We start from the raw sequence: 21,808 nt of genomic DNA, 5'->3' as shown, positions 1-21,808 counted from the left end.
AAAACACTAAGGGGGTGTTAAGTGTTTGACAATCTGCTTTATATACCGTACCTTTGTACAACATTTACCAAAATGGATCGTTCTATGAATACAAAAAAAATGGCTAACAAACACTTAATTACGTGCTCCGTAATCGTTGTGCTGACTATCATTTTCAAGCTTAACATTTACAGCATTTCGGCGGCAAAACCAGGGCCAATAACAAGCCCTTTTAGCGCCAAATTTGTAGCTTACAACCACGTTGCAGCAAATGATTACAGCTTCGCAAATGAATCGCTTCCTGTTAGCAACGCGGTGTCCCGCAAAATGCAGAATTCACTAAAAAGGCATAATTACAAAAATATTCAATCACACATTCTGCAAATTAAGGCCGATAAATTATTTCCAATAATTGAGCCAATTTTAAAATTTTATGGGATTCCAAATGATTTTAAGTATTTGCCCTTGGTTGAATCGGGTTTAAAAGAAGGCACATCGCCAAAAGGCGCCGCGGGTTTATGGCAGTTTATGCCGGGTACTGCACGCACTTATGGACTAAAGGTTGGACATGGTGTAGATGAGCGAATGAGTATTCGCAAATCAACCATAGCGGCTTGCAAGTACATTAAAGAGCTGCATGCCGAGTTTAAAAGCTGGACGCTTGCTGCAGCGGCTTACAACAATGGCTCTATTAAATTAGAGAAAGCCATCCACAGCCAAAGCGAGGATAACTATTTTAGGATGAAGTTAAACCGCGAAACCGGTAATTATGTTTACAACCTTATTGCCATGAAAGCAATTATTGATAATCCCAAACAATATGGCTACAACAATTACTACAGTTATTTACAGCCTAAAAACTTTGTAACTTACAACTAACACGTAACAGTAAAATTTTTACGGAGCACCATAAGCCCGGCCTGTCCAGATGACAGATCGGGCTTTTTTGTTTATCTTTGCGGGCTATTTAATGAGTGAATTATTGAAATTAGTGAATGAGTGATTAACAAGGGTATCTAAACTTACCTATTTACAATTTATCATTCACTAATTCACTCAATCGCTCATTCACTAATTAAATCCATGAACGAAAAACATATAGACCTGGGCGAGCAAAGTGAAGTTGAAGTTTACGGAGCCCGGGTACATAATTTAAAAAATATTGACGTTTCCTTTCCGCGTAACCAACTGGTTGTTATTACTGGTTTAAGCGGTAGCGGTAAGTCTTCTTTAGCGTTTGACACCATTTATGCCGAAGGTCAGCGCCGTTATATGGAAACATTTTCGGCCTATTCGCGCCAATTTATGGGCGGTATGGAGCGCCCGGACGTAGATAAGGTATCCGGCCTTAGCCCGGTTATCGCCATAGAGCAAAAGACCACCAGTAAAAACCCACGCTCGACAGTTGGTACCATTACTGAGATCTATGACTTTATGCGCTTGCTTTTTGCCCGTACGGGCGATGCTTACAGCTATGTAAGCGGCGAGAAAATGGAGCGCATGAGCGAGGACCAGATACTGAAAACTATTTTCGAGCGGTTTGATGGGCAGCCGATAAACATATTGGCGCCGGTTGTAAAAGCACGTAAGGGCCATTACCGCGAGCTATTTGAGCAAATACGCAAGCAGGGATATTTAAAGGTTTGGGTTGATGGTGCCATTGCCGATGTGGAGCCCAAAATGCAGCTTGACCGTTATAAAATACATGATATTGATATTGTTGTAGATCGCTTGGTAGTTAGCGAAGCTGATAGCAAACGTTTATACACTTCTATACAAGCCGCTTTAAAAATTGCCAAAGGCATTATCCGCATTGGCGACAAGGATAATAACGTAGCTTATTTTAGTAAATATTTGATGGACCCGGTTTCGGGTATTTCTTATGATGAGCCTCAGCCAAATACCTTTTCGTTTAACTCGCCTTATGGCGCTTGCGAGAAATGCAACGGCCTGGGTTATATTTTTGAAGTTGACGAAGCATCGGTTATTCCCAATGCTAAGTTAAGTATCCTTAATGGCGGGTTAGCACCATTAGGTGAATACCGCGAAACATGGATATTCCAGGTATTAAAAGCATTGGCCAAAAAGTTTGAGTTCTCTTTATCTACCCCAATTGAAAAATTGGAAAAGGAAAAGTTGGACATCATATTAAACGGTACTAACGAAATGGTAACTGTTTCTGTTGAGTACAACAAATGGAACGTACAAAGCTACCAGATCACTTTTGATGGTATTATCCGGATGCTGGAAGAGCAGCAGGAGCGCCGGGGCGATGAAGGCATGGACGACATGGAAAACTATCGTGTGCTAAAAACGTGCCCGGTTTGTGATGGAGCAAGGCTGAAGAAGGAATCGTTAAACTTCAAGGTCGACCATAAAAACATATTCGAGCTATCCATTATGGATATCCGCACTTTGCAGGAATGGTTTGAAAATTTAGAGGATAGATTAACCGAGCGCCAAAACGTCATCGCCAAAGAAATTTTAAAAGAGATCCGTGCCCGCATTGTGTTTTTGATGGATGTAGGATTAAGCTATTTAACATTGGACCGCACTGCCAAAACACTATCAGGTGGCGAGGCGCAGCGTATCCGATTGGCCACACAGATAGGTTCGCAGTTAATGAACGTGATGTACATACTGGACGAGCCAAGCATCGGCCTGCATCAGCGCGATAACGAGCGCTTAATAAACGCCCTTAAAAACCTGCGCGATCTGGGCAATACTGTTTTAGTAGTTGAGCATGATAAGGACATGATACTGCAAGCCGACCACGTTATTGATATGGGGCCGGCAGCTGGTGTACATGGCGGCCAGGTGGTTGCACAAGGCACACCTGCCGAATTGATGAAATGCCATACCCTTACCACATCATACATCAATGGCGAGCGCGAGATCGCTATCCCAAAGAAAAGGCGCGAGGGCAACGGTAAAATATTATCGCTTAAAAAAGCAACCGGCCATAATTTAAAGAAAGTTAGTGTTGAGTTTCCATTAGGTAAACTGATCGGCATTACCGGTGTATCCGGCAGTGGCAAATCAAGTCTGATAACCGAGACACTATATCCTATATTAAACCACCACTTCTTCAGGGCAAAAAAACATCCGTTACCTTATGAGAAAATTGAGGGGTTAGACAACATTGATAAAGTAATTGAGATAGACCAAACCGCCATAGGACGTACACCACGTTCAAATCCGGCAACTTATACCGGGGTATTCTCTGATATCCGTAATCTATATGTAGCATTACCCGAGTCAAGGATTCGTGGTTATAAACCGGGACGTTTCTCGTTCAACGTAAAAGGTGGCCGTTGCGAAACCTGCCAGGGAGCAGGCATGAAGGTTATCGAAATGAATTTTTTACCTGATGTGCAAGTTCCATGCGAAGAATGTGGCGGCAGGCGCTATAACCGTGAAACATTAGAGGTGCGCTACAAAGGCAAATCCATCAGTGATGTGTTGGATCTAAGCATTGAAGATGCTGTTCCTTTTTTTGAACATATCCCGTCTATTTATCGCAAAGTAAAAACTTTGTTGGATGTGGGTTTGGGATATATCCGTTTAGGCCAATCATCAACCACGCTATCAGGCGGCGAGGCGCAGCGTGTTAAGCTGGCTACCGAACTATCTAAAAAAGACACCGGCAATACTTTCTATATACTGGATGAGCCAACAACAGGCCTGCACTTTGAGGATATTAACGTTTTACTAGGCGTATTATATCAATTGGTTGATAAAGGCAATACCGTATTGGTAATTGAGCATAACCTGGATGTTATTAAGGTAGTCGACCATGTAATTGATCTTGGACCGGAAGGTGGGTCCGGCGGTGGTAACATCCTGTTTTCAGGCACGCCAGAGGGACTTTGCAAAGTTAAAAATAGCTTTACGGGACAGTTTTTGAAGAAGGAAATGGGATTGTAATATGAAAAACCCACTTTACACTCTTTTCTTCGAAGGTTAAAAGCTTTTTTATTGAGGGTATTAAGAAGTATAACATTATAGACGAAACCATTTTTTTGCTAAAAGCCCTGCAAATGCAAAGAGGTTATTAGAAAGCATAGCGGATTATGAAAAATCTTTGCAAAACAAATCTCCCCATATTTTGTAATTGTACTATCTCGATCAAGACTTGCCCGTCTTTTTTGTAACATTGCACAAAACATTTACTATTGACCGCTATCGCCAGGAAGTTCTTCTCTTATTTTTTAAAAGCCGCTATACTGGTGCTGGCTTTTACATTTATATATCGTTGGTTTTTAAGAAAGGGCGATGATTTAAAGCAGTTTGAAAACGCGGTAACCACGCTTAATCATAACCATGTTATTATTATAATGTCAACGGTGGTGCTTTTAATGTTTGCCAATTGGCTGGTAGAATGCTTAAAATGGCAACACTTGACCCGTAAGCTGGCACCTATAAACCTGTGGAAAGCCATCGAATGCGTTTTTTTTGGGCTAACCTGGGCCATATTTACCCCCAATCGCATTGGTGAATATGGCGGCAGGGTAATGTTTTTACCCCCGCGTAAACGCATCCATGGCATTTTTGCAATGGCAGTAGGCTCGTTTGGCCAGAATGTAATTACAAACGTGCTAGGCGCCAGTGCCACTATTTGGTTTGCTTATACTTTTCTCGACCTTAATACTTGGGCATTGTTAGCTATTTTACTTATTGCATTGGTTATTATTGGCCTGTTCCTGGTGCTTTATTTTAATATTAAATGGCTGGTATGGTTGTTAAACAAGGTATCATTCCTTAAAAAGTATCACCGCTTTTTTGATATAATGGGCACTTATAAGTTTGGCGAACTCATAAACATTATGTGCTTTTGCCTTGCCCGTTTTTTTATATTTTCTTTTCAATATTACCTGGTTATACATTTGTTGATACCATATATTCCATTTCATGATGTAATATTGATGGTGTTTATTGTATTCTTTATACAATCGGCATTACCCTCTCTTGACCTGTTAGATGTACCGGTACGCGCAACCGCGGCAGCTACTTTGTTTGCTTATGTAACACATCAACAAATTGCCGTAATTGCCGCCTTTACATCTATATGGTTTATAAACTTAATTATTCCAGCTATTTTAGGCTCCGCATTTGTATTTAAACTCAAATTCTTTGATCGCAACTTATAGTATAATTTGTTTAGTGCTTACAAGCAGCTACCTGTTATTAGTGTCGTATTTTATAACAGGATGGGCTAATTTAAAACGCATTAAAGCTAATGCCGGCAATTTTAATACCATGGTAACGGTAATGATAGCAGCCCGCAATGAAGCAGAGCGCATACATTTAACTATCGAAGATATACTGGCACAGGATTACCCCAAACACCTGACCGAAATTATTATAGTAGACGATCACTCGACTGATAGAACCGCAGAGATTATCAGCAGTTATGCAGACCGTGGCATTAAGCTATTAGAGCTTAACGAAGCAGAACCGCTAAACTCATATAAAAAAAAGGCGATAGCTACTGCCATAAGTATTTCAACAGGTGAGTTAATGGTTGCCACCGATGCCGATTGCCGCATGGGGCCAAAATGGCTATCATCCATTGTTGGCTATTATGAGGCTGAGCAGCCGGTTATGATATCTGCACCGGTAACTTTCTTTGAAGAAAAATCATTGTTTGAGCGTATGCAAACCCTTGAATTTGCTTATTTAATAGGTATTGGAGCAGCATTTATTGGTAATAAACGTGCGTCAACCTGCAATGGCGCCAATCTGGCTTATCGCAAAGATATATTTTATGAGGTTGGCGGATTTAGTGGTATTGACGATCTGGCATCAGGCGATGACGAACTATTACTGCAAAAAATAGCAGAGCGTTTTCCCGGCAAAATTGGGTTCATAAAATTACGTGAAGCTGTCGTTTATACCCATGCCAAAGCAACCCTGCAAGAGTTTTTACAACAACGCAGGCGCTGGGCTTCCAAATCAATAAAATATAAAGACAAAAAAGTAGTGTTTTTAACTATTTGCATCTGGTTATTTAATATTTCATTATTGGTAAATATGGGCCTAGGTGTTTATAAGAGCTGCTTTTTTTATCTTTTTCTGATACAGTTTTTATTAAAGTATATGGTTGAGTTTGTATTCCTGCTACCTATAACCTTATTCTTTAAAAGGCAACGATTGATGTCGTTACTATTACTAATACAGCCTTTTCATATTTTATATTTCGTATACGTTGGCTTAATGGGTAACACCAAAAAGTATATCTGGAAGGGCCGGATGGTAAAATAACACGATTTAAGGATGAAGGGATTGAACATGATGTTAGCGGCTAATTTTGTTAAATCACTAATCCTATCAATCGTACAAATCATGTCATATTTTATATGAACTTAATCCTGCCTAATCTCTAAATTCTTAAATCGTGTTATCTTTAGCCAAACGAACACAACACACTTGGCAGAACTTACTCCCACACAGCGCACCTGGAAGGCATTTAAACGCAATAAGTTTGCTGTTGCAGGGTTGTTATTTATCGTATTTTCGGTAATGGTAGCCATATTGGGTTATTTAATAATGCCCGATTCGACCCCACTTGCCAATAACCAAACCATCCAACTAAGTACAAAAAAGCCAGGGGCTAGCTTTATGATGTTGCATTTAAAAAAAACAGAGCATGTAGATACCGTTAACTGGTTCACCAAAATGCTTTTTGGCCAGCCAGCTTTTTATCGTGATATCCCAATTACCAGCTACAAACAATCAAAAGAAATATTGGTAGTTAATGAGTATATCGGCGATGAGGATAAACCTGAAAAAAAAGATTATCAACTATCCCCGGCGTTAGCAGCAAAAGGGCCGTCAGCTTATATCGCCCATAAAACCTTTTTACTAGGCACGGATGTTTATGGCCGCGATATGTTGAGCCGGTTAATATTAGGAGCCCGCATATCATTGTCTGTTGGTTTAATGGCGGTTATTATCAGTTTATTGATAGGCATATCTATTGGAGCTATAGCCGGTTATTTTGGCGGATGGATAGATGCCGTGTTAAGCTGGTTCATGAATATTTTATGGGCGCTGCCCGCGTTACTACTTGTTATTGCCATATCTTTTGCTTTAGGTAAGGGCTTGTGGCAAATATTTATTGCGGTGGGGCTTTCTATGTGGGTTGAGGTTGCCCGCCTTGTACGTGGCCAGGTACTCAGTATAAAACAAACCGAATATATTGAAGCCGCGCGCTCATTAGGTTATAGCAATTTCCGCATCATCCGCAGGCATATATTGCCTAATATAGCCGGGCCTATATTGGTTATGGCTTCATCCAACTTTGCATCGGCAATTTTATTAGAAGCCGGTCTTAGTTTCCTCGGGTTTGGGGCACAGCCGCCCATGCCTACCTGGGGCAGCATGATCAAGGAACATTATGGTTATATTATCATGGATTCTGCCTACTTATCTATAATACCTGGATTAGCTATCATGCTGATTGTCTACGCGTTTAACCTGGTAACTGTTGGTTTAAGAGACGCGTTTGATATAAAATCTCAAAGCACCCGTATTTAAATTATATTTTTTATCTAATTTAGGCACTCCGAGACCCAAAATGCAAAATACTGGACAGTCCTCCGGAGAGGACGAATTAATTAGGTTACTGTTGAAGAGGCAGTCCGAGTTAAACTCCCTCTTGGAGGTAACGCGTGCTATCAACAAAAATGCATCAACACCTGTGCTCACGCAGATGTTGGAGGTTATTTTGCAAAATTATCTCCAGGTTGGTAAATTTAGGTTTCTTATCGAAAAAGATGGCTCGTATGCCTGCATATCAAAATATGGGGGCGATATTGAGCCGATTGGCGCCTTGCAACGCGCTTGCCATACCCTCAACAAAATAAAAGCGCCCGAATCTTTAGACGGCAATACAGATGGTATCCTTAAAAAGTATGATTACTTTATCCCCATATACCATAAAAGTAAAGCGCTGGCGTTTGCTCTGATAGGCGATTTCAATACTTCCGGCGAAATGCTGAACAACGACCTGAATTTTATTCAAACCATGATAAACGTGGTTGTTGTGGCTTTGGAAAATAAAAAGCTTTTCAAGGAACGACTACAGTCTGAACGTTTACAGCGCGAGATGGAACTAGCCGCCGAAGTACAAAACATGCTCATCCCGCTGAGGATGCATAAGGATGAAAGCGTGGAGATCGGTGCAAAATATCTGCCACACCAAAACATCGGTGGCGATTATTATGATTTTATCCGCCTTAACGATCATGAATTTTTATGGTGCATTGCAGATGTATCGGGCAAAGGAGTATCGGCGGCTTTGTTGATGGCTAACTTCCAGGCTAGCTTACATGCCTGGGCCGCGGTAGAGGATGACCTGACCAATATTATTGATCGCTTAAATCAAAAAGTGGTATCAAATACCCAGGGCGAGCGGTTCATTACCCTGTTTATTGCCAAATACAATGAGCAAACCCGCAAGCTAAATTATATCAACGCCGGGCATAATGCCACTATACTATACTCAGAGGGCGAGGCTATTCCGCTAAAACTAGGCACCACCATGATAGGCGCGTTTGAACAGCTGCCCTTTTTAAACGAAGGCGAAATTGATATAGAACCCGGTAGCCTGTTGGTAAATTATACGGATGGCCTGCTGGATTTTGAGCCATATGGCGATAAGACCTGGAACGAAGAAAAGCTAATGGACTTTGTATTAACCAACGGTGAGCTATCGCCCGATAATTTCAATCAAAACTTATTGGACCATTTAAATATCGGCATAAAAGGGAAGCCTATTGATGATATTACGATATTGACGTTAAGGATATTTTAACTGTTTAGAGTTGACAATTTTTTAAAAGTTGTCAACTCTAACTTCGTTATACTGTTAATAACTCGCCAAAAAGCCATCCCCTTAAAATAATAATTTTGTTCCCAGCGTTAAAGTACCAATGTTATTAGCCAGATACCAGCATGAATTAATTGAGGCCGGATGCGATGAAGCCGGGCGCGGATGCCTTGCGGGTCCTGTATTTGCCGCTGCTGTAATATTGCCACATGATTTTGATCACGCGCTCTTAAACGACTCTAAACAGCTTACAGAAAGCGTTAGGTATGCATTAAGGGCAGAGATCGAAGCGTGCGCCATAGCGCACGCGGTAGGCATTGTTGACAATGTGGAGATCGATGAGATCAATATACTTAACGCGTCCTTTCTGGCCATGCATCGTGCAATAGCTAAGTTACATTTAAAACCGCAGTACCTGATCATTGACGGGAACCGGTTTAATAAATATGAAACTACCCCGCATGCTTGCATAATACAGGGCGATGGCAAATACTTTAGCATTGCGGCGGCTTCCATATTGGCAAAAACCTACAGGGATGATTACATGAAGCAGATAGCCATCGAACATCCCGAGTACGACTGGCATAATAACAAAGGTTACGGAACTATTAAACATCGCGAAAGCATTTTAAAAAACGGTTATACGCCCTACCATCGCCGCTCATTTAAAGTAACGCTTGAAAGCGATGGCGTACACATACAGGTACTGTAATATTGCTTTAATATTATTATTTGAGCCTCTCTGTATCTTGATTTTTAGCCTGATTTTAGTATTTTTGGTAAAACCCAAAGTCATTGAAGATTCTTATACTAAGTCACCGTGTACCATTTCCGCAAAATGGCGGATACGCGATTGTGGTAGCTAATACCATAAAAGGCTTAGTTAATACCGGGCATGATGTTTCGTTAGTAGCCCTCAATGCTAAAAGAAACAATCATGAAAGCCAATTGCCCGATGAGGACCTGATGGGAAAAATAAACTACCGCGCCTATGATATTGATACCACTGTTACCATATTGGGGGTGGCTGTTAATTTATTCCGCAAAACTTCTTTTAACGTAGACCGGTATTACGACCCCGAATTTGAAACACTGCTGATACGCGAGTTGCGTAACAATGATTACGATATCATCCAGTTTGAGGGCTTGTTTGTTTCTTTATACCTGCCCGCTGTACGCAAACACTCTAAGGCAAAGCTGATCTATCGCGCCCACAATATTGAGAACCAGATATGGTGGCGGCTATCGCAACAAAAGATAGATCCGTTTAAAAAATCATACCTGCGGATGCATGCCCGTCGCATAAAAAGTTATGAGCAGCAAAAGTTAAATAAGTTTGATGCCATTGCTGTATTTACCGGGCAAGACAAAAGCACCTTACAGGAATATGGCATCAACGTGCCTATTGAGATATTTCCGGTAGGTTTACGGTTAGAAAAATATGTTGTAGATATCCGGAAAACAGAATTCCCAAGCCTTTTCTTTCTTGGTTCGTTAGATTGGCTACCTAATCGCGAAGGTGTAGAGTGGTTTTTAGATAATTTTATTAAAGACCTTACCGACGGCGACCTGCCTGTTAAACTATATATTGCCGGCAATGATATACCCGAACGATTTGATGACTACGAGGCGCTGGGCAAAGTATTTATACAAGGCGAGGTTGATAACGCGCTGGAGTTTGTTAACAGTAAATCCATAATGATAGTTCCGTTACTTTCTGGCGGTGGTATGCGGGTGAAGATAGTTGAAGGCATGGCTATGCAGAAATGCATTATATCAACCTCATTAGGGGCCGAGGGCATTAACTTTAAAAATGGCCATGATATAATGATTGCCAATAATCGCGAAGAGTTTTTTGATGCCATACACCGCTGCATAACCGATGAGGAGTTATGCATTCAGTTAGGTAAAAACGCACGCCTCCTGGCCGAAAAAGAGCATGATATAAATGGGGTTACTAAAAACTTGGTGAAGTTTTATAAAGCGTGCTGCAAGGGATAGGAATATTTTATGGTAGGAATTAGATTTGGATAGTGTCCATGAGAATTTGAATGATTCTTTTTTTATTGCGCATATACAAAAGGTAGTTGGTAAAAAATAGCTTTTGGCTGAATAAGCTTAAACCTTCACTTTCCAAGTTGCTTTGAAAATAATTGGGATATATTAAGTCAAAATCTTGTTTCATTTTGTTACAATTGCAATTCGTCAATTTGGCAAGAGTGAAACAAGTTTTTTGAAACAAACCGGCTAACATCCTTAACGCCCATAAACACTGCAATCTAATTTTTAATAATTCGTTCTATATTTACATGTTAAGTTTATAGCCATGAATTATAAAACACATCTTACCAATCAGATCAAACACGCTTCACTAATAATAGCCTTTGGTTTTTTATGGTCGATGCCGGTTACAGCCCAAACCATAAAAGTAGCAGCAGCAGCAAACCTCCAATCCATCATAACCATACTACAAAAAGACTTTAAGCAAAAAACTAATATTGATATCGACCCCATTGTTGGATCATCGGGCAAGTTGGTAGCCCAGATCAAGAACGGCGCGCCATTTGATGTTTTTTTATCGGCTGATATGGGCTTTCCCGAAGTCTTATATAAAGACGGATTTGCAACCCAAGCCCCGGTGGTTTATGCCAATGGTAACTTAATAATTTGCAGCGTTAAGAATATCGGCTTTGAAAACTGGGAGCGCACCATGTTAACACCCCGCATAAAAAAAATCGCCATCGCTAATCCGGCTATAGCCCCATACGGCTTAGCTGCCCAACAACTGTTAAAGAAAAAAGGTGTTTTGGACAATGTAAAAAGCAAAATGGTTTATGGCGAAAGCATATCACAGGTAAATACGTATATCACTACAGGTGTGGTTGATGTGGGCTTTACTACCCAGGCATTAGTTAAAGATCCGGTTAATAAAACGCTGCTTTTTTGGAAATTGATAGACCCTAAAACCTACGCCCCCATTCAACAGGGTATAGTTGTATTAAAACACGGCGACACCAACCCCGATGCCGAGAAGTTTTACCGCTATATTTTAAGTGCCGATGCTAAGCGTATATTTGAAGAGTATGGCTATCGCGTGCAATAACTAACTTTGGCTAATGGATCTATCCCCAATATGGCTTACGTTAAAACTGGCATCAATTACAACCGTGTTGTTATTGATAGTTGGCCTGCCTGTTGCGTGGTGGCTATCGAAAGGACGGTCTTTTTTTAAAACAATTATTGAGGCTATTATTACTATGCCGTTGGTTTTGCCGCCATCAGTGCTGGGGTTTTATTTGTTGCTGGCTTTCAGTCCGCAGCATGGTTTGGGTAAATGGCTGCAAGACAGTTTTGATATTCAGTTTGTTTTTTCTTTTAAAGGATTAGTACTGGCATCGTTTATCTACAGCATGCCTTTTATGATAGGGCCCATCAAGTCGGCACTACAACAATTACCGGCATCATTAGTGCAAGCATCGTACACACTAGGCAAATCCCAATGGCAAACTTTTAAAAGTGTGCTCATACCCAATATCAAACCGTCATTATTAACGGCCATTGTACTAACCTTCGCGCATACACTGGGCGAATTTGGTGTGGTGCTGATGATAGGCGGCAATATACCCAACGTTACCCGTGTAGCGTCCATTGCTGTTTATGATTCGGTAGAGCGGATGGATTATGCCGCTGCTAATACCTACTCGCTAATATTGTTCGCTATCACTTTTGTTATGGTGATAAGCGTGTTTGTTTTTAATAAGTACCAGGCTAAATCTCCGTTAGAATGATAGAAGTAACGATAGAGAAAAACCTAAAGGTTTACCAGGGGAAACAGGTATTAAAAATAAGTCGCCAATTCCCGCCCGGTAGCATTACCAAAATATACGGACCATCAGGTGCGGGTAAAACCACGTTTTTAAAGACCATTGCCGGCTTGATATCACCCGAAAAAGGAAAAATAGTAATTAATGGTATTATTTGGTTAGATACGGTTGCTAACATTAACCTATCCCCACAAAAAAGAATGCCTGGCTTTGTTTTTCAGGATTACGCGTTGTTCCCCAATATGACAGTTTTGGAGCATTTGGAATATGCGACAGATGATAAGGATTGGATAAACCGTTTGTTGCTTTTAGGTAAGCTGGATACGTTAACAGATCATAAACCTACCCACCTATCCGGCGGGCAGCAGCAGCGGCTGGCTATTTTACGTGCATTAGCCATTAAATCAAAGTTGATCTTGATGGATGAACCATTTTCGGCATTGGACCCGGAAATGAAAATCGAATTGATTGCAGAACTGAAGATCGTGTTTATAGAATTAGACGCTACCGTTTTAATTGTGAGCCATAATCCGGTGGAGCTAGAAGGGCTGGTTGATGGGGAGTTATATCTAGCCTAACCTGACCTTTACAGCAATGACAAATCGAATTATTGTACAGAGGATACTATCACCTTATCCAAATTATGCAAATAACGTCTGCCTGTTTTAAAATCCATCAAGCTGGTCATTTGCAGGCTTTCTTTCATATCATCGGCTTTTATGCCGTTCTTCTCTATAATGATATATACATGGTTGCCCACTTCGGTATTATATAGCTCGTTCCACGAGTAAACCACTTTGTAGCCATCCGATCCGACAAACTGGAAGTAGATAGTGCTTAACAACTTTGGGCTGCTTACATCAAATATGGTATGGCTTAAAATATCTTTTATCAGTATGCCTTTTAGCTTATCATCCTCGTGCTTAAAAGTGCCGGTATGGTCGGTAACTTTAATATCACCAATGGTTTGTATGGCGTATTGCTTTAGCGAGTCCATGGTAATAACCGAACCTTTTTTAACGGCTCCACTGATGGCGAACTTTGCTGTCTGCTGGGCAAAGGCAATCGATGTGCAAAATGTAAGGAGTAATAAAAGTTTTTTCATAGATGTGTTTTAACGCTCTAAGATAATTAAATGTGCTTTAGTTTTAAAGCACATTTAATATAGATCTGATAGATGCTCTTTTTGTGTAATCCTTATCAAAATGCACAAACACCAGTTTACCGCTTTTATCAATAATATAGGTTGCCGGTACGGGCAGCGTATGGTCTGTATTACCGTTATTCTGTTCCAGGTCAATCCCATAGCCTTTATACTTGCTCACCATGGTTGGGTCCATTACATAGTTAACATCATAAGCCTTCATTATTTTATACCCTTTATCCTGGATTATAGAAAACGAAGCATGGGTTTTACCAATAGTTTTATTGATATTCTCACTAGTTTCGGGTGTTACGCCAAGCACATAAGCGCCTTTTCCTGTTAATAATTGTAAGGAATCTTGCAATTGTTGGATATGCTTATTGCAATAAGGGCACCACTGGCCGCGGTAAAAAAACAGCACCACTGCTTTATGGGTTTTTAACAGCGCTTTTAAATTAAGCTCTTTGCCATAATTATCTGTAGCGACAAATGCAGGGGCTTGTTCGCCGGTTTTTAATCCGCTTTGCGCAAATAAAATTGTAGCGCTAAATATAAATAGGGCAATAAATATGATTTTTTTCATGCGTTTGGTTTGTTATAAAATAGGTGGGTTAAAAAAGGCAGGAGAAGTGATCCTCCCGCCTTATAAAATTACATTTTGCTCATTTTAGACATTTTACCGGTATCCTTTGCCATTTTTTTAGCAGGCATTTTCTTGTCCATCTTTTTATCCCATTTCTTATCTGTCTTCATCTTGTCCATTTTAGACATTTTACCGGTATCGCTCAATATTGGGTGAGTAGGGCCTGCCTGTAAGTTTAATGTTAAGGCCGTAATGATTGTGCCTGTGATCAGGACTTTTGAAATAATTGATTTCATAACTGTTGTTGATTTTTATGTATAGTTTCCCGCTTTGTCGCAAACCAAACACAAACCTTACAGTTAGATCAATTTTTATTTAATTCTTCTTCAATGCGGTGTTGTAAGTCTTTTTTAAAGCTATCGTCCAGGTGTATGGCGGTATCGTTTGCCTGGTTAAAAAGCTGTCGCACCATGGTGTTTATCATTTGGCTTTGCTTATCAAACACGCGGCAAACAGAACATCCTGCTAAATGAATGTGCAGTTCTACCTTTTCGCGCAGGGTAAGCTGTTCTATAAGCCTCTTCTCAATTAAAAAAGTAGCCTGTTTGCAGTTGTATTGTATCTTTTTTATCGGTCCCATCTTATATCCATGTTTTTTGAAGGCAAGCCCTCAGGTTAAGTTTTGCACGATGTATGATTACCCAAAAATTGGCCGATGATACCTTCAGTTCAGTACAAATAGTTTCGGTTGCTTCATCTTCCATATGCTTCATGGTAAAAACTGCCAGCCATAGCACAGGTAGCTTTTGCAGACATTTTTGCAGCACCTGGTTAAATTCTTTATTATGTAACAGGTCGTGACCATCAACGCCAAATTCGCGTGGCCAGTGTTCTTCGCGCCAATGCCCATCCTCATGAAAAAAGTTTTGATCGGTTTGCTGATCCATCTTTACATCAACCGTAACCAGACCTGATGATTTTTTGCGATACACATCAATGATTTTGTTTTTTAAAATAGCGGTAAGCCAGGTACGTTCAGAGCTTTTACCTTCAAATTTATCAGCCCGTTCAAGCGCGGCTAAAAAAACTTCCTGCACCAAATCACGGGCTTGTTCCTCATCCCGGATACGGGTTATAGCATAAGCATATAAGTAGTCGGCATAATTGTCAACCCATTTATGCGGATTTAGTAGTTGGGTGGCTAACATTTGGTTAATATAGTTGTCATATCTATTAGTCGGGTATGCACGCGAAACCTTACAATAAAAAATACAGATCAAATAAAATTATTAAATTTATTGTAAGGATTGTACCACCAGGCCGACCAATTGCGTATATAACCTATAAACTTGTGTAAAAAATGAGAATCACTAAAATATCCATATTAGCCATTGCTGTAATTGCTTTTGTGGGTTCGGCATTTATCAAGCCGGCCACCCATACAAATGTCGCCACAGGCAAAGGCTTTGCCGTTGTAGAGCTATTCACTTCCGAAGGCTGCTCAAGCTGCCCGCCTGCTGATGCCTTGGTAGCCAAAATTCAGAAAGAATATAAAGATCAGCCGGTCTATATCCTCGCTTTTCATGTAGATTACTGGAACCGATTAGGTTGGAAGGACGCGTTTAGCAGTGCCGATTATTCTAAACGGCAAAGCAACTACGCCAATTACCTGCATATACAATCTGTTTATACCCCACAAATTGTGGTTAATGGTAAAAAAGAATTTGTGGGGTCAGAAGAAGGAACTTTGCGCAATGCTATTAAAGCCGGGCTGCAAAAGCCATCATCGGCACAAATAGAACTGAGCAATATAAAAACAGAAGCGGGTAAAGCAACGCTACATTACCAGGCGATAGATAACGGGAATAACAGCGTATTGCTTTTAGCATTGGTTGAACGGTCTGCACAAACCAGCGTTAAAGCCGGCGAAAATAAGGGCCGCAATTTAGCGCACGTACAGATCATAGGCCATTTGCAAACCGTGGCTTTGGCCAATGGCAAGGGCGGTATTGAAAGCATAGCCTTACCCAAAGAGTTTAACCAGCAAAACTGGGAGGTAATTGCCTTATTGCAAAACACTCAAACTGGCGAAATTATTGGAGCGGCTAAACAGTCATTTCCATCAGCCGGTTAATTATCATTAACTTCAATCCGTGAAACAGATAAAAGAAAAACATTCCTTAGCCATGCGATGGACACATTGGGTAAACTTCCCGATACTCACCATCATGATTTGGAGCGGGATGCTGATCTATTGGGCCGATGATGAATATAGCATCACCCTGTTTGGCCACACTTTTTTTAAGTTTTTCCCGGAGTGGTTTTATAAAAAATTTGGTTTGGTACACCGCCTGTCAGAAGGTATGGCGTTTCATTTCCTATTTATGTGGTTCTTTTTTTTGAACGGGATATTGTATGTGGCCTATACTTTGTTCTCGGGCGAGTGGCGCGAGCTTGTACCGCAAAAAAAATCTTTTAAAGAGGCATGGCTGGTATTGCTACATGATCTGCATATCCGTAAAATGGCCCCTCCTCAAAATAAATATAACGCGGCGCAGCGCATTGCTTATACGGCCATTATTGTAATGGGGATAGGCTCTGTTATTACCGGGCTGGCTATTTATAAACCCGTACAGTTTTATTATTTAACGTGGATCTGCGGCGGCTATCATTTTGCGCGGATATTGCATTTTGCCTTAACTATTGGCTATGTTTTATTTTTTGTGATCCATATAGTACAGGTTATCCTTGCGGGATGGAAGAATTTTAGTTCGGTTATTAATGGGTTCGAGGTAATTGATACCAAACCCAAACCGGTTATAGAAAAAGCGCATGACGAAGAAAAAGATTAAGAAACCGCTTACTATAGATCAAAAGATCACCCGGCGGAATTTTATTTCGTTCGGTGTTTTTGGCGCGGCAGCTATTGGCGGCGTGTTTGGGTGGAAATGGTTATATCATTCAGCTATAGAAACCAAGGGTATAACCGGCGGCGCACATAAACCGTTGCGGCGCGCTTTGAATAAAACGGAGATTATTTTTCGCCGTTTGTTTTATAGCGAGAATCACCTGGTTAAAACCTACCCAAAATCAATGGCGGCCAAAGATGTGCGCTATAACAGCGACATCGGCATTGAAAATAACAAACCATTTGACATAGCCACCTGGAAACTACAGGTTAAAAAACAAAATGGCGAGGTATTAAATATAACCCTACAAGACCTGAAAGCATTACCCAAAACCGAGATCGTTTTTGATTTTAAATGCGTTGAAGGCTGGGACCAGATATCCTACTGGGGCGGTGTTAGGTTTATTGATTTTATTACGCACTATAACCTGCACGACCAAACCCAGCTGCAATATGTAGGTATGGAAACACCTGATAAAACTTATTACGTTGGTATTGATACGCCAAGCGCTATACACCCCCAAACCATATTAGCCTACGAAGTTAATGCCAAACCTTTGCCGTTAGATCATGGCGCGCCGTTAAGGCTTATTATCCCGGTAAAGTACGGTATTAAGAACTTGAAACGAATTGGCATCATCTCCTTCAGCAACACACGCCCGCGCGATTATTGGGCCGAGTTGGGGTATGATTATTATTCGGGTTTGTAGATTATTTTTTACGATCTTTTTAGTAAATTTGTTAGAAGGTAATCAGAACAAGCAATGAAAGTAATATTAGACATTAAAGACGACAGGGCTCCGTTTATTATGGAGGTTTTGAAAAATCTTAAAGATGTAAAAACAAAACCACTTACCGCTTACAAAGCTGATGTTCTTGAAGGTATAAAAGAGGCAGTAGAAGAAGTGCGGTTGATTAAGCAGGGTAAATTAAAAGGCATATCTGCAAAAGACTTGCTTAATGAGTTATAATATAGTTGCCACCCAACGTTTTAGACGTGACATTAAAAAAACTGGCAAAGAAATATATTTCTTTAAAAAAAGAATACGAAAATTTTATCAATGATCTTGAAGAAAACCCTGAACAAGGTATTTCTTTAGGAAATAATTGTTATAAAATACGGATAGCTATTGCATCTAAAGGTAAAGGCAAATCAGGCGGAGCAAGAATAATTACCCACATTATTATTAGAGAGAATACGGTTTTTCTGTTAACGATCTATGACAAATCCGAAAAAGAAAACATATCTGATAAAGAACTTAACGAGTTGCTTGATCAGATATCAGAATAACCTTTCTTTAACACATTCTCCATCTTACATTTAGCTTATTTAAGCCTATTTCAAATACTCCTTAAAAAAATCAATCGTACGTTTCCAGGCTAGTTCCGCGGCGGCTTTGTCGTAGCGGGGTGTGGTGTCGTTATGGAAACCGTGGTTAACGTTATCATAAATATAGGCTTGGTATTTTTTGCCATTGGCTTTTAAAGCTGCTTCGTAGGCAGGCCAGCCCCCGGTAATGCGGGTATCCAGCGATGCATAGTGCAATAGCAAAGGCGCTTTAATTTTTGGCACATCCTCTGCCGCAGGCTGACTGCCGTAAAATGGAACAGCTGCCGCAAGTTCAGGCAATCTAACGGCCATCATATTGGCAATACCGCCGCCGTAGCAAAAACCAACTACGCCTACTTTACCATTGCAATCCGGGTGATTTTTAAGGTAATTGTAGGCATCTATAAAATCTTCCTGCATTTCTTTGGGGTCGCGTTTGGCTTGCATGTTGCGGCCATCGTCATCATTACCCGGGTAACCGCCCAATGGAGTCAGGGCATCGGGCGCGATGGTAATAAACCCAGCCAGCGCGGCCCGCCTGGCAACATCTTCAATATAAGGATTCAATCCCCGGTTCTCATGCACCACTACTATACCGCCCAGTTTCTTTTTATTGTCTTTGGGTTCTGATAGCAATGCTTTTATTGCCCCACCACCTTTTGGCGAGTCGTATTTAATATATTCTGATTTTAATCGCGGATCGTCTGCTTTTATTTGGATGTTGCCTTTATAATCGGGCATCATGAAACTCATTATAGCCGGTACGGTGATACCGCCAACGGCGTAAAGCGATAATTTTTCCATAAACGCACGGCGGTCAAGCCGGTTGTGCGCGTAGTCATCATACAGGTCAAATACTTCCTGTTTGATATCTTCTTTTTTTATCTGGCTCATAATTAAAGGATTTAATCAAATATAATGATTTCGAACTTTAAAATAACAAGTGCGAAGTGTCTCGTCCGCCGGGATATCGACCCATAATAGCCAGGCGGACGGACACTTCTTGTTTTAATTAGCCAACAATGGGGATAATATCAGAACGCCCTTAGTTAGAGATTGGTGATTAGTTTCTATCGTTTGTATAACTCCACTAACGTCAAACGTAATATACTTTTCATCTTAAATTCATTATCTTCTTTTAATATTAGCATATTGCAAGTAAGATGCCCGCGGTAAAATTCCCTTTCAGAAAGCAACTGGCTTATACCTCAGGGATGATAGGCTGGAGTATGATGACCAACACCATCATTGTAATGCTGCCGTACTTTTATTTGCCGCCCAGTAACTCGGGTTTAAAGCCTTTTGTGCCACAGCTGCTTTTGTTTGGGGTGTTAAATATCCTGTCGGTAATTGCGGCATCGGGCAGGTTTGTTGATGCTATTTACGACCCGCTGATAGCCTCGCTGAGCGATAAAAGCAATGACCCTAAAGGCCGCCGTATTCCGTTTATGAAATGGGCCATTTTGCCTGCCATCTTCTTTTTCTGCCTTACGTTTGCCCCACTGGTTAAAGGCGAAAGCATGACCAACGCCGTATGGCTTACGGTAAACATGATCTGCTTTTTTATGGGTGCCACTACTTATATTATCCCCTACAACGCCTTGCTGCCCGAGCTTACCGAGACCGCTGCCGAAAAGGTTAAACTATCTTCGTTTCAGCAAGTGGGCTTTATTATCGGCATTATATTTTCGGCATGTATCAACAACTTTGCCGATTTGGTGCAGATGTTCTTTAGCATTGCCAATCGCGACTCGGCGGTACAATACACCATTTGGGGCATGAGCCTGCTTGCAGGTTTATTTATGCTGATACCGGTAATGTTTATTAACGAAAAGAAATACTCAAGCGGCAAGCCATCGCACCTGCCGCTGCTGCCCGCCATCAGCAAAACGTTTAGCAACCGTAATTTTAAATATTATTTGGTATCTGATTTTTCGTACTACATGGCGCTAAGCATTATATCAAGCGGATTGCTGTATTTTGTTACCGTGCTGCTGCACCTGCCCGAATCAAAAGGCGGGGTGCTTATGGGGACCATGGTGCTGTTCTCGCTAGTGTTTTATCCGCTGATAAATTATCTGTCTAAAAAGATAGGCAAGAAACCTATTGTTATGTTCTCGTTCGCGTTGCTGAGCTTGATTTTTGTAGCGATATTTTTCCTGGGGAAGTTCCCCGTATCGGCCAATGTGCAGATATACACGTTGGTACTTTGCGCGGCATTCCCGCTGGCATCATTGGGGATATTGCCTAACGCCATCCTTGCCGAGATTGCCCAACGTGATGCCAGCCAAACCGGCGAGAACCGTGAAGGGATGTTTTTTGCTGTGAAATATCTTTTTGTAAAACTGGGGCAGACTTTGGGGATAGCGCTCTTTGCTTTCCTGACCGTTTACGGCAAGGACCCCGGCAATGATTATGGCTTACGCCTAAACGGAATTTGCGGTTGCGTATTATGCCTGCTGGCCTTTGTGGTTTTCAGCCGTTTTAAAGAGATCAGGACAAAGTAGAGGGGCAGTTAGCGGTTATAAGTTTGCAGTTAGCGCAGAAGTTTCTATCACCTCAACTTCAGCAACAGGGCTAAATAAATAAACACGTTTGGTTTTGATCTCTACACATTTATAGCGTTTGCGCAGCTTTTCTTCTCTACGGAAAACACGGCCATCCTTTAATTTAAATACCGCGTGCAGGGGCAGTTTTTCAACCGTGTGGATATCCTCTTTCGGCACATCATATTTACGTAACGATCGATATAAAGAGAGATCAGAACAACTTGATGCCGCCGGGTTGTTGAGATAACTAATAATGGCATGTTTAACATCGGGCGGAAAAACTTCTTTTTCAAAAAATGGCTGCATCATTTTTTTGAAGTTGTTTTTCCATTCGGTGCCGTGGGGTTTTGCTTTTTGTTTATGCTCGTTCCAGGTATGCAGGTGTGCAAACTCATGCACGGTAGTTACCAAAAAAGCATAGGGGTTAAGGTCGTAATTAACAGAGATGCGGTGCCCCTTGCCATCAAAAGGCGCGCGATAATCGCCAAACTTGCTGCCGCGATTACGTGAAATTTTAAACTCGCATTTAAAGTAGTCTATCCAGCGGCCAATAAGCGGCGCGGCTTGTGGCGGAAGATATCTTTCTAAAACTTTTACTTTATCCAATTCTTACCTCTGTTCAAATTTAAGCAAAAAACGCAAAGCATAAAGCAAGATA

24 protein-coding genes are annotated in these 21,808 nt (G+C 41.0%); 17 read left to right on the top strand and 7 right to left on the bottom strand.

Annotation, left to right across the window (positions count from 1 at the left end; genetic code table 11):
• Positions 1–84: 84 nt before the first annotated feature.
• The 11 genes from JWQ34_RS05155 to JWQ34_RS05105 all read left to right on the top strand — a co-directional run bounded on the left by JWQ34_RS05155 (position 85) and on the right by JWQ34_RS05105 (position 13,214).
• On the top strand, positions 85–858 hold the full coding sequence (locus JWQ34_RS05155; RefSeq protein ID WP_299354927.1) for a lytic transglycosylase domain-containing protein: 774 nt from the start codon (positions 85–87) through the stop codon (positions 856–858).
• Between the two features lie 204 nt (positions 859–1,062).
• Positions 1,063–3,906, top strand: a complete 2,844-nt coding sequence (gene uvrA, locus JWQ34_RS05150; protein WP_299354924.1) for an excinuclease ABC subunit UvrA — start codon at positions 1,063–1,065, stop codon at positions 3,904–3,906.
• Positions 3,907–4,154: 248 nt separating this feature from the next.
• On the top strand, positions 4,155–5,129 hold the full coding sequence (locus JWQ34_RS05145) for a hypothetical protein (RefSeq protein WP_299354921.1): 975 nt from the start codon (positions 4,155–4,157) through the stop codon (positions 5,127–5,129).
• Between the two features lie 40 nt (positions 5,130–5,169).
• Positions 5,170–6,243, top strand: coding sequence for a glycosyltransferase (locus tag JWQ34_RS05140; RefSeq protein ID WP_299354918.1), 1,074 nt, complete (start codon positions 5,170–5,172; stop codon positions 6,241–6,243).
• A 165-nt stretch (positions 6,244–6,408) separates the two neighbouring features.
• Positions 6,409–7,518, top strand: a complete 1,110-nt coding sequence (locus JWQ34_RS05135; protein ID WP_299354915.1) for an ABC transporter permease — start codon at positions 6,409–6,411, stop codon at positions 7,516–7,518.
• Between the two features lie 121 nt (positions 7,519–7,639).
• A complete protein-coding gene (locus JWQ34_RS05130; protein WP_299354912.1) occupies positions 7,640–8,797 on the top strand; it encodes a PP2C family protein-serine/threonine phosphatase in 1,158 nt (385 codons plus the stop codon).
• A gap of 118 nt (positions 8,798–8,915) precedes the next feature.
• Complete coding sequence (locus JWQ34_RS05125) at positions 8,916–9,524, top strand: ribonuclease HII (RefSeq protein ID WP_299354909.1); 609 nt, start codon at positions 8,916–8,918, stop codon at positions 9,522–9,524.
• Between the two features lie 83 nt (positions 9,525–9,607).
• A complete protein-coding gene (locus tag JWQ34_RS05120) occupies positions 9,608–10,813 on the top strand; it encodes a glycosyltransferase family 4 protein (protein WP_299354906.1) in 1,206 nt (401 codons plus the stop codon).
• A 325-nt stretch (positions 10,814–11,138) separates the two neighbouring features.
• Positions 11,139–11,915 (top strand): molybdate ABC transporter substrate-binding protein, encoded by a 777-nt coding sequence (modA, locus tag JWQ34_RS05115; protein WP_299354903.1) that lies wholly within the window; start codon positions 11,139–11,141, stop codon positions 11,913–11,915.
• Positions 11,916–11,928: 13 nt separating this feature from the next.
• On the top strand, positions 11,929–12,600 hold the full coding sequence (modB, locus tag JWQ34_RS05110; protein WP_299354900.1) for a molybdate ABC transporter permease subunit: 672 nt from the start codon (positions 11,929–11,931) through the stop codon (positions 12,598–12,600).
• Positions 12,597–13,214: an ATP-binding cassette domain-containing protein gene (locus tag JWQ34_RS05105; RefSeq protein ID WP_299354897.1), complete on the top strand. Its 618-nt coding sequence runs from the start codon at positions 12,597–12,599 to the stop codon at positions 13,212–13,214. The genes modB and JWQ34_RS05105 overlap by 4 nt, the downstream gene beginning before the upstream one ends.
• 29 nt (positions 13,215–13,243) lie before the next feature.
• Here JWQ34_RS05105 and JWQ34_RS05100 read toward each other — a convergent pair whose 3' ends face one another.
• From JWQ34_RS05100 to JWQ34_RS05080, 5 genes are all read right to left on the bottom strand, one after another.
• Entirely contained in the window at positions 13,244–13,741 is a 498-nt protein-coding gene (locus JWQ34_RS05100; protein WP_299354894.1) for a hypothetical protein, read from the bottom strand.
• Positions 13,742–13,784: 43 nt separating this feature from the next.
• Positions 13,785–14,363, bottom strand: coding sequence for a peroxiredoxin family protein (locus JWQ34_RS05095; protein ID WP_299354851.1), 579 nt, complete (start codon positions 14,361–14,363; stop codon positions 13,785–13,787).
• A 68-nt stretch (positions 14,364–14,431) separates the two neighbouring features.
• The gene (locus JWQ34_RS05090) at positions 14,432–14,659 is read right to left on the bottom strand and encodes a hypothetical protein (protein WP_299354848.1); all 228 of its coding nucleotides are present in this window, start codon (positions 14,657–14,659) and stop codon (positions 14,432–14,434) included.
• 68 nt (positions 14,660–14,727) lie between these two features.
• A complete protein-coding gene (locus tag JWQ34_RS05085) occupies positions 14,728–15,003 on the bottom strand; it encodes a hypothetical protein (RefSeq protein ID WP_299354845.1) in 276 nt (91 codons plus the stop codon).
• Between the two features lies 1 nt (position 15,004).
• The gene (locus tag JWQ34_RS05080) at positions 15,005–15,571 is read right to left on the bottom strand and encodes a sigma-70 family RNA polymerase sigma factor (RefSeq protein ID WP_299354842.1); all 567 of its coding nucleotides are present in this window, start codon (positions 15,569–15,571) and stop codon (positions 15,005–15,007) included.
• Positions 15,572–15,723: 152 nt separating this feature from the next.
• Here JWQ34_RS05080 and JWQ34_RS05075 point away from each other — a divergent pair, with 152 nt between their 5' ends.
• From JWQ34_RS05075 to JWQ34_RS05055, 5 genes are read left to right on the top strand one after another with little or no spacing between them, the layout of a single operon-like run.
• Positions 15,724–16,497 carry a DUF1223 domain-containing protein gene (locus JWQ34_RS05075; protein WP_299354837.1) on the top strand — a complete coding sequence of 258 codons (774 nt, stop codon included), beginning with the start codon at positions 15,724–15,726 and terminating at the stop codon, positions 16,495–16,497.
• 19 nt (positions 16,498–16,516) lie between these two features.
• A complete protein-coding gene (locus JWQ34_RS05070) occupies positions 16,517–17,215 on the top strand; it encodes a cytochrome b/b6 domain-containing protein (protein WP_299354834.1) in 699 nt (232 codons plus the stop codon).
• On the top strand, positions 17,196–17,981 hold the full coding sequence (locus JWQ34_RS05065; protein WP_299354831.1) for a molybdopterin-dependent oxidoreductase: 786 nt from the start codon (positions 17,196–17,198) through the stop codon (positions 17,979–17,981). The genes JWQ34_RS05070 and JWQ34_RS05065 overlap by 20 nt, the downstream gene beginning before the upstream one ends.
• Positions 17,982–18,035: 54 nt before the next feature.
• The gene (locus JWQ34_RS05060; protein WP_299354829.1) at positions 18,036–18,242 is read left to right on the top strand and encodes a hypothetical protein; all 207 of its coding nucleotides are present in this window, start codon (positions 18,036–18,038) and stop codon (positions 18,240–18,242) included.
• Positions 18,243–18,268: 26 nt separating this feature from the next.
• On the top strand, positions 18,269–18,562 hold the full coding sequence (locus tag JWQ34_RS05055; protein WP_367278596.1) for a type II toxin-antitoxin system RelE/ParE family toxin: 294 nt from the start codon (positions 18,269–18,271) through the stop codon (positions 18,560–18,562).
• 45 nt (positions 18,563–18,607) lie between these two features.
• Here the strand turns inward: JWQ34_RS05055 and JWQ34_RS05050 are convergent, their stop codons facing one another.
• Positions 18,608–19,495 carry a dienelactone hydrolase family protein gene (locus JWQ34_RS05050; RefSeq protein ID WP_299354826.1) on the bottom strand — a complete coding sequence of 296 codons (888 nt, stop codon included), beginning with the start codon at positions 19,493–19,495 and terminating at the stop codon, positions 18,608–18,610.
• Between the two features lie 269 nt (positions 19,496–19,764).
• On the opposite strand from JWQ34_RS05050, the gene JWQ34_RS05045 reads away from it, so the two are divergent.
• A complete protein-coding gene (locus JWQ34_RS05045; RefSeq protein ID WP_299354823.1) occupies positions 19,765–21,108 on the top strand; it encodes an MFS transporter in 1,344 nt (447 codons plus the stop codon).
• Between the two features lie 15 nt (positions 21,109–21,123).
• Here JWQ34_RS05045 and JWQ34_RS05040 read toward each other — a convergent pair whose 3' ends face one another.
• Positions 21,124–21,756 (bottom strand): SprT-like domain-containing protein, encoded by a 633-nt coding sequence (locus JWQ34_RS05040; protein ID WP_299354820.1) that lies wholly within the window; start codon positions 21,754–21,756, stop codon positions 21,124–21,126.
• Positions 21,757–21,808: the final 52 nt, after the last annotated feature.

The sequence above is a fragment of the Mucilaginibacter sp. genome (genome assembly GCF_028288185.1).
Classification (GTDB): Bacteria; Bacteroidota; Bacteroidia; order Sphingobacteriales; family Sphingobacteriaceae; genus Mucilaginibacter.
The sequence above is the reverse complement of the archived record's forward strand: the minus strand, read 5'-3'. Positions and strand labels throughout refer to the sequence as shown.